The sequence below is a fragment of the Salmonella sp. SG203 genome (genome assembly GCF_013350575.1).
In the GTDB taxonomy this organism is placed as follows: Bacteria; Pseudomonadota; Gammaproteobacteria; order Enterobacterales; family Enterobacteriaceae; genus Salmonella; species Salmonella enterica.
Genome location: NZ_SNMT01000016.1, coordinates 61,232 through 74,426 on the forward strand (window position 1 = coordinate 61,232; position 13,195 = coordinate 74,426).

Here is a 13,195-nt window from a genome sequence, read left to right on the forward strand (position 1 = left end):
ATCTATCTCCCTGCACTGAGGCATTAGCTATGACTCAACGACGTGATCTACAAGCCCTTATTGATGCCGCGCCCGTCGGCAAAATGCAGTGGCGCGTTATCATCTGCTGTTTTCTGGTGGTTATGCTCGACGGTTTCGACACCGCCGCGATTGGCTTCATCGCCCCGGATATTCGTACTCACTGGCAGCTAAGCGCCAGCGAACTTGCGCCGCTGTTTGGCGCAGGGCTGCTGGGGCTTACGGCCGGCGCGCTGCTATGCGGGCCGCTGGCGGATCGCTTTGGCCGCAAGCGGGTCATTGAGCTTTGCGTGGCGCTATTCGGCGCATTGAGCCTGCTTTCCGCTTTCTCGCCGGATATAGAAACCCTGGTGTTGCTGCGCTTCTTAACCGGTCTGGGACTGGGCGGAGCGATGCCGAATACCATCACCATGACGTCGGAATACCTTCCCGCTCGTCGACGCGGAGCGCTGGTCACGCTGATGTTCTGCGGTTTTACCCTGGGGTCGGCGATGGGCGGGATTGTGAGCGCGCAACTGGTGCCGCTGATTGGCTGGCACGGAATTCTGGCGTTAGGCGGCATCTTGCCTTTGATGCTGTTTTTCGGCCTGCTGTTCGCGCTGCCGGAATCTCCCCGCTGGCAGGTACGCCGCCAACTACCGCAAGCCGTTGTCGCCCGGACGGTCAGCGCCATTACCGGCGAGCGCTATCACGATACGCAATTCTTTCTGCATGAGACGGCAGCCGTCGCCAAAGGCAGTATTCGCCAGCTTTTTGCCGGGCGACAGCTTGTCATTACCCTGATGTTATGGGTGGTATTCTTTATGAGCCTGCTCATTATCTATCTGCTTTCCAGCTGGATGCCGACGTTACTTAACCATCGCGGTATTGATCTGCAACAGGCGTCGTGGGTGACTGCCGCATTCCAGGTTGGCGGCACGCTTGGCGCGCTGTTACTCGGCGTGTTGATGGATCGGCTTAACCCGTTCCGGGTACTGGCGGTGAGCTATGCGCTGGGCGCAGTTTGCATTGTCATGATAGGCCTGAGCGAAAACGGCCTTTGGCTGATGGCGCTGGCGATTTTTGGTACTGGCATCGGTATTAGCGGTTCCCAGGTAGGGCTTAATGCTCTGACGGCGACGCTGTACCCCACCCAAAGCCGGGCGACGGGCGTGAGCTGGTCGAACGCCATTGGACGCTGCGGGGCGATTGTCGGTTCGCTCTCCGGCGGCATGATGATGGCCCTCAATTTCTCTTTCGATACGTTGTTTTTTGTCATTGCTATTCCGGCGGCTATCAGCGCGGTAATGCTTACCCTGCTGACGGTGGTTGTCCGCCTTTCGATTTCTGTACCTGACGACCTGCCGCGTGCCAGCGTCGTAAACGAATAAGGAGAATCTCCATGTCTGAAATAAATCAGAACGTAAAAGATAGCCGTCAACAGTATTACCAACATATTTCCGGGCAGAATCTGACGCCGCTGTGGGAATCGTTACATCACCTGGTACCGCAGACGCCAAACGCCAACTGCGCGCCGGCCTACTGGAATTATCAGGAAATTCGTCCGCTACTGATGGAAAGCGGCAATGTCATTGGCGCGAAAGAGGCGATCCGCCGGGTGCTGGTGCTGGAAAATCCGGCATTGCGCGGTCAGTCGTCGATCACGGCGACCTTATACGCTGGTTTACAGCTGATCCTGCCCGGCGAAGTCGCGCCGAGTCATCGCCATAACCAGTCGGCGCTGCGTTTTATCGTCGAAGGTAAAGGCGCATTTACCGCGGTGGACGGCGAGCGCACGCCAATGCATACCGGCGATTTTATCCTGACGCCGCAGTGGCGCTGGCACGATCATGGTAATCCGGGATCAGAGCCGGTGGTATGGCTGGATGGTCTGGATCTGCCGTTAGTCAACCTCCTGGGCTGTGGTTTTGCGGAAGACTATCCCGAAGATCAGCAGCCGGTGACGCGAAAAGAGGGCGATTATCTGCCGCGCTATGCAGCGAATATGCTGCCGCTGCGCCACCAGCGCGGGAACTCGTCGCCGATTTTCAACTACCGTTACGACCGCAGTCGCGAGGCGTTGCACGATCTGACCCGTATGGGCGATCCGGATGAGTGGGAAGGCTACAAGCTGCGTTACGTTAATCCCGTCACTGGCGGTTATCCGATGCCGTCGATGGGCGCGTTCCTGCAACTGCTGCCAAAAGGCTTTGCCTCGCGTGTGGCGCGGAGCACCGACAGCACTATCTACCACGTCGTTGAAGGGGCAGGGCAGGTCACTATCGGCAACGAAACTTTTCATTTTTCCGCAAAAGACATTTTTGTGGCGCCGACCTGGCATGAGGTGTCGTTTCGCAGCAGCGAAGACACGGTGTTATTCAGCTTTTCGGACAAGCCGGTTCAGGAAGCCCTGGGGCTGTTCCGCGAAGCACGTTATTAATTAGGGAGAGAGAACATGACCAAATATGTATTCCAGCCGCAGGCCCCGGTGACAGTACCCGTGGCGGGCAGTGATGAGCAGTTTCCGGTACGTCGCGTTTACTGCGTGGGTCGCAACTATGCCGCCCATGCCCGTGAAATGGGCTTTGATCCCGACCGCGAACCGCCGTTCTTCTTTTGTAAACCAGCGGACGCTGTCGTCCCGGTAGCGGCGGGGGATACCCTGGAACTGCCGTATCCGGCGCAGACCGATAACTACCATTATGAAATTGAGCTGGTGGTGGCGATTGGTAAAAAGGGCTGTGATATTCCCGTAGAAAAAGCCCATGAATATGTCTGGGGATACGCCACCGGTCTGGACATGACGCGTCGCGATCGTCAGATGGAAATGCGCCAGATGGGACGCCCGTGGGAAATCGGCAAAGCGTTCGATCTCTCCGCGCCCATTGCGCCATTACACAAAGCCGCTGAAACGCATAATGTGGATAACGCCCCTATTTGGCTACAGGTTAACGGCGAAGACCATCAACGCAGCGATATTCGTCACCTGATTTGGTCGGTGAATGAAACCATCAGCTATTTGTCCGGCTTTTTTGAATTGCAGCCAGGTGATTTGATTTTCACCGGTACGCCAGAGGGGGTGGGCGCCGTGGTGAAAGGGGATGTCATCACCGGGAACGTAGAAGGTCTGACGCCGATTGCTGTGAAAATTGTCTGAGGTGAACGATGAAGCTGTACAGTTTCTTTAATAGTTCGGCGTCTTATCGTGTACGTATTGCGCTGGCGTTAAAGGGGATTGATTACCAGACGGTGGGCGTCAATATTCGTATCGGCCAGCAGAATGCGCTGGCCTACCGACGGATGAATCCGGTAGGCCTGGTGCCGACGCTGGTCACTGATGACGGCGAATCGTTGGGGCAATCGCTGGCCATCGTCGACTGGCTGGACCGACATTTTCCGCAAACGCCGCTGCTGCCGACGAGCGACCCGGCGCGCAGCCAGGCGCTGGAAATTGTCTACGCTATCGCCTGCGATATACACCCAATCAATAACATGCGCGTGTTGCGCTACCTGACCGATGAGCTGAAGGTTAGCGAAGAGGATAAAAAACGCTGGTACGCCCACTGGATACAGCAAGGGTTAAGCGCGGTAGAGCAGCTATTGCGTAAAAGTCAGTCCGGACGATTCTGCGTGGGCGACGCGCCAGGACTTGCGGACTGCTGCCTGATTCCTCAGTGGGCGAATGCGCTCAGGATGGGCTGCGATTTATCAGGCTATCCGCGCTGTAAAGCCGTTTATGACGCCTGCGTACAGCTACCGGCGTTTATTGCCGCCGCGCCGGAAAATCAACAAGATAAAATCCCGGCCTGAAAAGGAGAATGACCATGACTCACGTGACAAGCGCAATTATTGTAGGTGGCGGAATCGGCGGCGCGGCGACCGCGCTGTCGCTGGCGCGCCAGGGAATAAAAGTCATGCTGTTGGAAAAAGCGCACGAAATTGGCGAGATTGGCGCGGGTATTCAGCTTGGGCCGAACGCTTTTTCGGCGCTGGATAGTCTCGGTGTGGGCGATGTTGCCCGCCAGCGTGCGGTGTTTACCGATCACATTACCATGATGGATGCCGTGAATGCCGAAGAAGTGGTATGCATTGAAACCGGACAGGCGTTCCGCGACCATTTTGGCGGGCCGTATGCGGTAATTCACCGGGTAGATATTCATGCAACGGTATGGGAAGCGGTGCTGACGCACCCTGGCGTGGAGTATCGTACCTCGACCCATATTGTCGATATCCGCCAGACGCCGGATGACGTTACGGTGTTTGATGAGCAGGGAAATAGCTGGACGGCGGATATTCTCGTGGGCTGCGACGGCGTTAAATCGGTCGTGCGGCAAAGTTTACTCGGCGACGCGCCGCGCGTAACGGGGCATGTAGTCTATCGGGCGGTGATTGATTGCGACGATATGCCGGACGATTTACGTATTAATGCGCCGGTGCTGTGGGCAGGCCCGCATTGTCACCTGGTCCATTATCCGCTGCGCGGAGGCCAACAGTACAATCTGGTGGTGACATTCCACAGCCGCCAGCAAGAAGAGTGGGGCGTGAAAGACGGCAGTAAAGAAGAGGTGCTCTCTTATTTTGCCGGTATTCATCCCCGCCCGCGTCAGATGCTGGATAAGCCGACCTCCTGGCGCCGCTGGTCGACCGCCGATCGCGAGCCGGTCGCAAAATGGGGAACCGAGCGTATCACTCTGGTGGGCGACGCCGCGCATCCGGTGGCGCAATATATGGCCCAGGGCGCCTGTATGGCGCTGGAAGACGCCGTCACGCTAGGCAAAGCGCTGGAACGCTGCGACGGCGACGCGCAGCAGGCATTTGCGCTGTATGAGTCGGTGCGTATTCCCCGCACGGCGCGTATCGTCTGGTCTACCCGCGAGATGGGGCGTCTCTATCACGCCGCCGGGGTGGAGCGTCAGGTGCGTAATCTGCTGTGGAAAGGGAAATCGCAGGAGGCGTTTTATCGCGGTATCGAATGGCTGTACGGCTGGAAAGAAGATAACTGTCTTGAGCCGCGTTGAGCGCCTTACGTGACGTAGCGTGGCGTTTGCGCCGCCACCCGGCAAAAAGTTTTGCTCATCGCAGAGAGGCGTTATGATAGCGCCTCTTTTTTTGCTGTGGATACCGATATGCGTGTTTTACTGGCGCCGATGGAAGGCGTGCTCGACGCGTTAGTGCGCGAGCTGCTGACCGAAGTGAATGATTACGATCTCTGCATCACCGAATTTGTGCGCGTGGTGGATCAGCTGCTGCCGGTAAAAGTGTTTCATCGCATCTGCCCGGAGTTGCATCACGCCAGCCGCACGCCGTCCGGCACGCCGGTGCGTATTCAGCTTCTGGGCCAGCATCCGCAGTGGCTGGCGGAAAACGCCGCGCGGGCGACGGCGTTGGGATCGTATGGCGTGGACCTGAACTGCGGCTGTCCGTCAAAAGTGGTGAACGGCAGCGGCGGCGGCGCGACATTGCTCAAAGATCCCGAACTCATCTATCAGGGCGCGAAAGCGATGCGGGCCGCGGTACCGTCGCATCTGCCGGTGACGGTAAAAGTGCGTCTCGGCTGGGATAGCGGCGATAGAAAATTTGAAATCGCCGATGCGGTGCAGCAGGCCGGCGCCAGTGAACTGGTGGTGCATGGCCGTACCAAAGCGCAGGGCTACCGCGCCGAGCATATCGACTGGCAGGCGATCGGCGAAATACGCCAGCGTCTGACTATTCCGGTTATCGCTAATGGCGAAATCTGGGACTGGCAGAGCGCGCAGGCATGTATGGCGACCAGCGGCTGCGATGCGGTGATGATTGGCCGCGGGGCGTTAAATATTCCTAACCTGAGCCGGGTGGTGAAGTATAACGAACCGCGTATGCCGTGGCCGGAAGTGGTAACGTTATTACAAAAATATACCCGACTGGAAAAGCAGGGCGATACCGGTTTATACCATGTCGCGCGTATTAAACAGTGGTTGGGATATTTACGTAAGGAATATATTGAGGCGACAGAACTCTTTCAGTCGATTCGGGCGTTAAACCGTTCATCCGAGATTGCGCGGGCGATTCAGGCTATTAAAACCTAATCTCTACAGCGTCCAGAACGTGTGCCGGGCAGACATTATCGCTGCCCGGCGCAGGAATCAGAAAATCATCTTAAACACGCCCGTTACCACCAACAGCCCAATCAGAAAAATAATTAAGATTGCCCATAGAAGAATTTTCATTGTTTGTCCCTTTATTGGTAAATACAAACAAAGTATAGGAAAGTATTAAGCCATCTGCTGCCTTGTTGGGCGCGGCGACGTTTAACTCATGAAGGCTGCTGGCGCGTATTGCAGCAAAATCGTTCATTTATGAACGGGTTAGTGGGACTTTACATTGAATCATTACATTAAAAAATGTATCAGATGAAATTATTTGATAATCATATAAATTTCAAAATATGTCTTTTGTTGTCTGATGATGTATTGCCACGCGTAACTAAAAAATAGATCGCCGTAAGACGTACTCTCTGCGCACCTTTTTTTATCAGAACACCTCCATGAATCGTAATTCTTTCCTTGCCGCGACAGCGAGCTTACCGCTTTTTATTTTGCTGGCGGGCTGCGCCCCTATGCACGATACCCGCCAGTCGCTGACCCAGCAGACGCCCTCTTCTCATGTTGATTCCAGCCTGCCGGCGGCATTGAAAAACGGTTGGCCGGATAGCCAGTGGTGGAAGGCGTATCACGATGCGCAGCTTGACGCGCTGATCGATAATGCCATACAGCATTCGCCGGATATGCAGGTGGCTGAACAGCGTATTCAACTGGCGGAAGCGCAGGCGAAAGCGGTTGAGGCGCAGGACGGCCCGCAGCTCGACTTTTCTGCCGACATTGAGCGCCAGCGAATGTCCGCGGAAGGGCTGATGGGGCCATTCGCGATTACCGACCCCGCGGCGGGAACGACCGGGCCGTGGTATACCAACGGTACATTCGGCCTGACGGCGGGCTGGGATCTGGATTTATGGGGGAAAAACCGCGCTGAAGTTACCGCGCGGATCGGGGCGGTCAAAGCGCGCGAAGCGGAGCAGGAGCAGACCCGACAACTGCTGGCAAGCGGCGTGGCGCGACTCTACTGGGAGTGGCAGACGCAGGCGGCGCTGAAAAATGTGCTGATGCAAATCGAGCATGAGCAGCAAAACGTGGTGACGGTAAACCGGGAGCTGTATCAACACGGCATTACTTCTTCTGTTGAAGGGGTCGAGACCGATATCGACGCCAGCAAAACCCAGCAGCAGTTGAATGACGTTAACGGTAAAATGAAGGTTATTGAAGCGCGGCTCAGCGCGTTAACCAATACGCAATCGGCGGCGCTCAAGCTGCGTCAGGTGAGTCTCCCCGCCGTTGAAAGCCAGTTACCGTCGCAACTGGGGTATTCGTTGCTGGCGCGCCGGGCGGATCTACAGGCCGCGCACTGGTACATTGAATCCTCGTTGAGCAGCATTGACGCCGCGAAGGCCGCGTTTTATCCCGATATCAATCTGATGGCTTTTTTACAGCAGGATGCGTTACATCTGAGCGATCTGTTCCGTCATTCCGCACAGCAATATGGCATTACCGGCGGGCTGACGCTGCCGATTTTCGACAGCGGCAGGCTGAATGCCAACCTCGATATCGCCAAAGCGCAAAGCAACCTTTCTATCGCCAACTACAACAAAGCTGTGGTAGATGCGGTTAATGATGTGGCGCGCGCCGCCAGCCAGGTAGAGACGCTGGCACAGAAAAATCAGCATCAGCAGCAGATTGAGCATGACGCGCAGCGTGTGGTCGGTCTGGCGCAAGCGCGCTTTAATGCCGGCATTATTGCGGGTTCCCGCGTGAGCGAGGCCAAAATCCCGGCACTGCGCGAGCAGTGTAACGGCTTGCTGTTGCAGGGCCAGTGGCTGGATGCCTCTATTCAGCTTACCAGCGCGCTGGGCGGCGGTTATCATTCCTGATTTTTCCGGATGATTCAGACAGGGTTCCTATACTTAGGCTGTGTATGAATCATCCGGAGAGGAATATGACCAAAGTCGCAATTGTAACGGCATCAGATTCGGGAATTGGCAAAGCGTGTGCATTGTTATTAGCACAAAACGGTTTTGATATTGGTATCACCTGGCATTCCGATGAACGCGGCGCGCAGGAGACGGCGAAAAAAGCGGCGCAGTTTGGTGTGCGGGCAGAGACCATTCATCTTGACCTGAGCCAGTTACCCGAGGGCGCGCAGGCCATTGAACATCTTATCCAGCGCCTGGGGCGCGTTGACGTGCTGGTCAATAATGCCGGGGCGATGACCAAATCCGCGTTTATTGATATGCCGTTTACGCAGTGGCGGCAAATTTTTACCGTGGATGTCGATGGCGCGTTTCTCTGCGCGCAGATCGCCGCCCGGCATATGATTAAACAAGGAGAGGGAGGGCGCATTATCAACATCACCTCCGTCCATGAGCATACGCCGCTTCCGCAAGCCAGCGCCTATACCGCGGCGAAACATGCGTTGGGGGGATTGACTAAATCCATGGCGCTGGAACTGATTGAGCATCATATTTTGGTCAACGCCGTCGCGCCAGGCGCTATCGCCACGCCGATGAATGATATGGATGACAGCGACATTGAGCCGGGATCGGAACCCTCGATCCCTATCGCCCGACCGGGTTCTACGCATGAAATAGCCAGCCTCGTCGCCTGGCTGTGTTCGGAAGGAGCAAGCTATACCACCGGTCAGTCGCTGATTGTCGACGGCGGGTTTATGCTGGCGAATCCGCAATTCAACGCAAAATAAACGCCGGGTGCCGGATGGCGGCGTTATGCCATCCGGATACCATCGGGTTTAACGGGCCTCCGCTTTGCCGCGTCTTTTCAGCCACCAGCGCACGCCCACCACCAGGACGATGGCCAGAATCAGCCAGACCCCGTGCCTGAGATGCTGATCGAGGTCGTGCAGCCATGGCGCGATCACCTCGCCGCCAAGATATCCCAGCGTGGTAAACAGCAGCGCCCAGATCAGCGCGCCTACAATATTCAGCGGCAGAAAAATTTTAGGCGGCAGGCGGCTGGCGCCAATCAGCAGCGGGCCAACCACCCGGAAGCCATACATAAAACGCGTGCCGATCACAAACAGATACGGATGGCGTTGGATCATTTTCTGCGCGCGACGAATCTTCGTATGATAACGCGGGAAACGACGCAGGATCTTCCCGCCATAGCATCGTCCTAACAGGTAAAGTAGCTGATCGCCCATCATCCCTCCCAGCGCGACGGCCGCCGCCACCAGCGGAAACTTGAGCAATCCCTGATGCGCCGCGACGCCCCCCAACAGGGTAACGGTTTCACCTTCGGCCATACTGCCGATAACCAGCGCCGCATAGCCATAATGCGTAATAAGCGTGTTGATATCCATGCGTAAACCACCTCCGGCATTAAGCATACACCCTGGCAAGAGGCGTGCGTGGCAAAGCCGACGTTTTGCCGGAGACTATTTTACCATTGCTCATAAAATAACCAGAAACTGAATTATACTTGAACATACTGGCATCTGAGGCAGCAGAAGGGGGCAGTATGAACCATGTATGGGGGCTTTTTTCCCATCCCGATCGGGAAATGCAGGTGATCAAAAGCGAAAACGAAACCGTTTCGCATCACTATACGCACCATGTTTTGCTGATGGCGGCGATTCCCGTCGTCTGCGCCTTTATCGGCACGACGCAAATCGGCTGGAATTTTGGCGACGGCAACGTGTTACAACTCTCGCTGTTTACCGCTTTTGCGCTGGCGGTCTTGTTCTATGGCGTGATGCTGGCGGGCGTCGCGGTGATGGGACGCGTCATCTGGTGGATGGCGCGAAACTATCCGCAACGGCCATCGCTTGCGCGCTGTATGGTTTTTGCCGGCTATGTCGCGACGCCGCTGTTTTTAAGTGGTCTGGTGGCGCTCTATCCCCTGGTATGGCTATGCGCTTTGGTCGGCGCTGTCGCGCTTTTTTACACCGGCTATTTGCTGTATTTGGGTATTCCGACTTTCCTTAACATTAATAGAGAGGAAGGATTAAGCTTCTCCAGTTCGACGCTCGCTATCGGCGTACTGGTCCTGGAGGTGCTACTGGCGATCACCGTGATCCTGTGGGGATACGGCTACCGCCTGTTCTGATGCGAAAAAGGGCTGGCGCAAAAGCCAGCAATGCAGCATTTGCTGACGATTCTTCTGTAGCGGCAACGCTGGCGTGCCGCTATGATGCCACTGCTAGCTTGAGTATAATCTTAGCTCAGGCGGTGTGCGTTACGACGCGCGTGAATCATTATCAGAAATCTCATCATGCTGAAATTCCGAGCTTCATTCCTGAGCCTTGCTCTGATGTTGGCCGTTCCTTTTGCCCCGCAGGCTGTGGCGAAAACGGCAGCGACAACCGCGGCGTCTCAACCTGAGATTGCCTCCGGTAGCGCAATGATTGTTGATCTCAACACCAATAAAGTGATCTATTCGAACCACCCGGATCTGGTGCGTCCGATTGCCTCGATAACCAAATTAATGACAGCGATGGTCGTGCTCGACGCGCGATTGCCGCTGGATGAAATACTGAAGGTCGATATCAGCCAGACGCCGGAAATGAAAGGGGTTTACTCCCGCGTGCGCCTGAACAGCGAAATTAGCCGCAAAAATATGTTGCTGCTGGCGTTGATGTCATCCGAAAACCGTGCGGCGGCAAGCCTGGCGCACTATTATCCTGGCGGTTATAACGCGTTTATTAAAGCAATGAATGCGAAGGCGAAAGCGCTGGGCATGACGCATACCCACTTCGTTGAGCCGACGGGGCTGTCGATTCATAACGTCTCGACCGCGCGGGATTTAACAAAATTGCTGATTGCCACGAAGCAATACCCGCTGATTGGCCAGCTAAGCACCACGCGCGAAGATATGGCGACATTCTCGCATCCTGCGTATACGCTGCCGTTTCGCAATACCAACCATTTGGTCTATCGTGATAACTGGAATATCCAGTTAACGAAAACCGGCTTTACCAATGCGGCGGGGCATTGCCTGGTGATGCGTACCGTGATCAATAACAAACCGGTCGCGCTGGTGGTCATGGACGCGTTCGGCAAATATACCCACTTTGCGGACGCCAGTCGCCTGCGTACATGGATTGAAACCGGTAAAGTCATGCCCGTTCCGGCTGCCGCGCTGAGCTATAAAAAGCAAAAAGCCGCGCAAATGGCGGCAGCCAGCGCCAGCGCCGGAGCGCAAACCGCACAGAACGATTAAGTCGCCGCAGGCCCGGCAGGCATCGCGCCGCCGGGCATTCACGGTAAACCACTCGGTGTTAATGCGTTTCGTCGGGCGTATTTTCCTGCCAGAATTTCCGCTTACTCGTTTTGCCGATACCGGGGTTCATACTGTTGGTTGGGTCATTTTGCCGATAAAAACGCGTCAGCGTTTCCGGCGCTTTATACAGATGTCCAACGTTGTGCTCCGCCGGGTATTGTGCCCCGCGCGCCTGCAACAGCTCCAGCATTTGCGCTTTCAGCGCGTGGACGTCGACGCCTTTCTTCACGATATAGTCCTGATGAAAAACGTGGCACATAAAGTGACCGTAATAGAGTTTATGTACCAGTTGGCTGTCGATTTCCGGCGGCAGATGCTCGAACCAGTCGGTATCGTTGCGGCGCAGAGCGATATCCAGCGCCAGGATATCTTCCACTTCATCAGCGTGTACGGCCTGGTAACGAATCGCTGCGCCAGCAGCGGCGAAGCGGTGCAGGAAGGCTTTGCTGCCTTCTTCCGGCGTACAGGTAAAGAAACCGCCCTCAGCGGATTTAAAAAATTCATTCAGCCAGCGTTGCGCTTCTGCGACGCCGTCTCCCGCCATTTTTAACAGCAGATGATGCTCATATTTATCGCGCCAGTTTTTCATTCGCGGCGGCAGATGGCTGGGAAACAGGTGGCCGAATTTCTGCATCGCGCGGTCGGTGAAATGCGGACGGAAAAATTTTACTTTTTCCAGCATCGCATCGGTTCGGCCTTTTAGCGTGAAAAAGAACGGCATCTTGTCGGTGCCGAGTTTATCGATCATCAGAAAGGTATCTTTACCGTACTGCTCCGCAATATCGTAGATATCGCGATGCATATATTCTCCCGCCACTGGCAGATTGTCGAAGTTCGCCAGAATATGCCGACGGATTTCAGTCAGTACCGCGGGCTGATTGGTGCCGATATAAAAAACCTGCTGATTTTTTTCCGCTGCAAAGGTATCAAGGCGAACGGCAAAAACCGCCAGTTTTCCGGCGCAGCCGGAAGATTCAAACAAACGGTCCGGGTCGGCGTTATAGCGGGCGGGCGTATCGGCGTTGATATCTCGTACCCGCGTCACGTAGTCGTGATCGTGCGCATGACGACCATCGTGGCGCACATCCTCATCTTTAATCCGTTCGTCATCCAGCTTGCTCAGGATCTGCTCCGGCGTATGCCCAAGATCGATACCCAGATGATTGACCAGTTGCAGTTTGCCTTGCTCGTCAATACGGGCAAAGAGCGACATCTCGGTATAGGCCGGGCCGCGCTGCACCAGCGAGCCGCCGGAGTTATTACAGATGCCGCCGATGACCGACGCGCCGATACACGACGAACCAATCACCGAGTGCGGTTCACGGCCCAGCGGTTTAAGCGCTTTTTCCAGCGCATAGAGCGTCGTACCGGGCCAGGCCAGAACCTGTTGGCCGTTATCCAGTAAGTGCAGCTTATCCAGCCGCTGGGTGCTGATAATCACAATATCGCGATCGTAGTCGTTGCCGTTCGGCGTGGAGCCTTCCGTCAGACCGGTGTTGGCGGCCTGCATCAGAATAATTTTGTCAGCGTTAACGCAGGCGTTGAGCACACGCCACAGTTCCAGTAATGAACCCGGGAAAACAACGGCCAGCGCGTCGCCCTGACCGGAACGGAAACCCTTGCGATAGCGGGCGGTTTTGGCGGGGTCTGTCAGCAGGTGAGAATGGCCTACCAGGCGGGCCAGCTCATTCAGGAACGTTTTATTATCAGTCATTGTTATGGAAGACATTCTCCACTCCTTGTGGTGGGACAAAATATCAGCGTTAAGCATAGCGCTTGGTATGACAATACGCTTTCTCATTCAAATTGTCTCTGTGTTGGTGGTATTCATTTGCCGCCTTGATACCATTTGCTGGTGGTTGCGTATTCGACTG

13 protein-coding genes are annotated in these 13,195 nt (G+C 55.6%); 10 read left to right on the forward strand and 3 right to left on the reverse strand.

The window, feature by feature from the left end:
* Positions 1 to 29: 29 nt before the first annotated feature.
* From HV477_RS19755 to dusC, 6 genes are all read left to right on the forward strand, one after another.
* The gene (locus tag HV477_RS19755; RefSeq protein WP_000194222.1) at positions 30 to 1,388 is read left to right on the forward strand and encodes an aromatic acid/H+ symport family MFS transporter; all 1,359 of its coding nucleotides are present in this window, start codon (positions 30 to 32) and stop codon (positions 1,386 to 1,388) included.
* Positions 1,389 to 1,399: 11 nt separating this feature from the next.
* Positions 1,400 to 2,437 carry a gentisate 1,2-dioxygenase gene (gene gtdA / locus HV477_RS19760; protein ID WP_001289857.1) on the forward strand — a complete coding sequence of 346 codons (1,038 nt, stop codon included), beginning with the start codon at positions 1,400 to 1,402 and terminating at the stop codon, positions 2,435 to 2,437.
* Positions 2,438 to 2,452: 15 nt separating this feature from the next.
* A complete protein-coding gene (locus HV477_RS19765) occupies positions 2,453 to 3,154 on the forward strand; it encodes a fumarylacetoacetate hydrolase family protein (RefSeq protein ID WP_000170620.1) in 702 nt (233 codons plus the stop codon).
* A gap of 8 nt (positions 3,155 to 3,162) precedes the next feature.
* On the forward strand, positions 3,163 to 3,807 hold the full coding sequence (maiA, locus tag HV477_RS19770; RefSeq protein ID WP_000781183.1) for a maleylacetoacetate isomerase: 645 nt from the start codon (positions 3,163 to 3,165) through the stop codon (positions 3,805 to 3,807).
* A gap of 14 nt (positions 3,808 to 3,821) precedes the next feature.
* Positions 3,822 to 5,015 carry a 3-hydroxybenzoate 6-monooxygenase gene (locus HV477_RS19775; protein WP_000150103.1) on the forward strand — a complete coding sequence of 398 codons (1,194 nt, stop codon included), beginning with the start codon at positions 3,822 to 3,824 and terminating at the stop codon, positions 5,013 to 5,015.
* A gap of 108 nt (positions 5,016 to 5,123) precedes the next feature.
* Positions 5,124 to 6,062: a tRNA dihydrouridine(16) synthase DusC gene (gene dusC, locus HV477_RS19780; RefSeq protein WP_001264840.1), complete on the forward strand. Its 939-nt coding sequence runs from the start codon at positions 5,124 to 5,126 to the stop codon at positions 6,060 to 6,062.
* A gap of 57 nt (positions 6,063 to 6,119) precedes the next feature.
* Here dusC and yohP read toward each other — a convergent pair whose 3' ends face one another.
* Complete coding sequence (gene yohP / locus HV477_RS29070; RefSeq protein ID WP_000698460.1) at positions 6,120 to 6,203, reverse strand: small membrane protein YohP; 84 nt, start codon at positions 6,201 to 6,203, stop codon at positions 6,120 to 6,122.
* Between the two features lie 317 nt (positions 6,204 to 6,520).
* Here yohP and mdtQ point away from each other — a divergent pair, with 317 nt between their 5' ends.
* Together mdtQ and HV477_RS19795 are read left to right on the forward strand one after the other, a co-directional pair.
* Entirely contained in the window at positions 6,521 to 7,957 is a 1,437-nt protein-coding gene (gene mdtQ, locus HV477_RS19790; RefSeq protein ID WP_001081457.1) for a multidrug resistance outer membrane protein MdtQ, read from the forward strand.
* Positions 7,958 to 8,022: 65 nt separating this feature from the next.
* Positions 8,023 to 8,784, forward strand: a complete 762-nt coding sequence (locus HV477_RS19795; protein ID WP_000169608.1) for an SDR family oxidoreductase — start codon at positions 8,023 to 8,025, stop codon at positions 8,782 to 8,784.
* 48 nt (positions 8,785 to 8,832) lie between these two features.
* On the opposite strand, the gene HV477_RS19800 is transcribed toward HV477_RS19795, so the two are convergent.
* Positions 8,833 to 9,402 (reverse strand): DedA family protein, encoded by a 570-nt coding sequence (locus tag HV477_RS19800; RefSeq protein WP_001523476.1) that lies wholly within the window; start codon positions 9,400 to 9,402, stop codon positions 8,833 to 8,835.
* Between the two features lie 158 nt (positions 9,403 to 9,560).
* Between HV477_RS19800 and HV477_RS19805 the strand changes: the two genes are divergently transcribed.
* Both HV477_RS19805 and pbpG read left to right on the forward strand, forming a co-directional pair.
* Positions 9,561 to 10,148, forward strand: coding sequence for a Yip1 family protein (locus tag HV477_RS19805; protein ID WP_001017057.1), 588 nt, complete (start codon positions 9,561 to 9,563; stop codon positions 10,146 to 10,148).
* Positions 10,149 to 10,313: 165 nt separating this feature from the next.
* Positions 10,314 to 11,261: a D-alanyl-D-alanine endopeptidase gene (gene pbpG, locus HV477_RS19810; RefSeq protein WP_079899050.1), complete on the forward strand. Its 948-nt coding sequence runs from the start codon at positions 10,314 to 10,316 to the stop codon at positions 11,259 to 11,261.
* Positions 11,262 to 11,319: 58 nt separating this feature from the next.
* On the opposite strand, the gene dld is transcribed toward pbpG, so the two are convergent.
* The gene (dld, locus tag HV477_RS19815) at positions 11,320 to 13,050 is read right to left on the reverse strand and encodes a D-lactate dehydrogenase (RefSeq protein ID WP_000095234.1); all 1,731 of its coding nucleotides are present in this window, start codon (positions 13,048 to 13,050) and stop codon (positions 11,320 to 11,322) included.
* Positions 13,051 to 13,195 lie beyond the last annotated feature (145 nt).

Excerpts from the sequence above, each read along its gene's own strand:
- maiA (WP_000781183.1), top strand. The coding sequence starts at position 3,163 with ATGAAGCTGTACAGTTTCTTTAATAGTTCGGCGTCTTATCGTGTACGT.
- yohP (WP_000698460.1), bottom strand. The coding sequence starts at position 6,203 with ATGAAAATTCTTCTATGGGCAATCTTAATTATTTTTCTGATTGGGCTG.
- gtdA (WP_001289857.1), top strand. The coding sequence starts at position 1,400 with ATGTCTGAAATAAATCAGAACGTAAAAGATAGCCGTCAACAGTATTAC.
- pbpG (WP_079899050.1), top strand. The coding sequence starts at position 10,314 with ATGCTGAAATTCCGAGCTTCATTCCTGAGCCTTGCTCTGATGTTGGCC.
- HV477_RS19765 (WP_000170620.1), top strand. The coding sequence starts at position 2,453 with ATGACCAAATATGTATTCCAGCCGCAGGCCCCGGTGACAGTACCCGTG.
- mdtQ (WP_001081457.1), top strand. The coding sequence starts at position 6,521 with ATGAATCGTAATTCTTTCCTTGCCGCGACAGCGAGCTTACCGCTTTTT.
- HV477_RS19805 (WP_001017057.1), top strand. The coding sequence starts at position 9,561 with ATGAACCATGTATGGGGGCTTTTTTCCCATCCCGATCGGGAAATGCAG.
- HV477_RS19800 (WP_001523476.1), bottom strand. The coding sequence starts at position 9,402 with ATGGATATCAACACGCTTATTACGCATTATGGCTATGCGGCGCTGGTT.
- HV477_RS19775 (WP_000150103.1), top strand. The coding sequence starts at position 3,822 with ATGACTCACGTGACAAGCGCAATTATTGTAGGTGGCGGAATCGGCGGC.
- dusC (WP_001264840.1), top strand. The coding sequence starts at position 5,124 with ATGCGTGTTTTACTGGCGCCGATGGAAGGCGTGCTCGACGCGTTAGTG.
- dld (WP_000095234.1), bottom strand. The coding sequence starts at position 13,050 with ATGTCTTCCATAACAATGACTGATAATAAAACGTTCCTGAATGAGCTG.
- HV477_RS19795 (WP_000169608.1), top strand. The coding sequence starts at position 8,023 with ATGACCAAAGTCGCAATTGTAACGGCATCAGATTCGGGAATTGGCAAA.
- HV477_RS19755 (WP_000194222.1), top strand. The coding sequence starts at position 30 with ATGACTCAACGACGTGATCTACAAGCCCTTATTGATGCCGCGCCCGTC.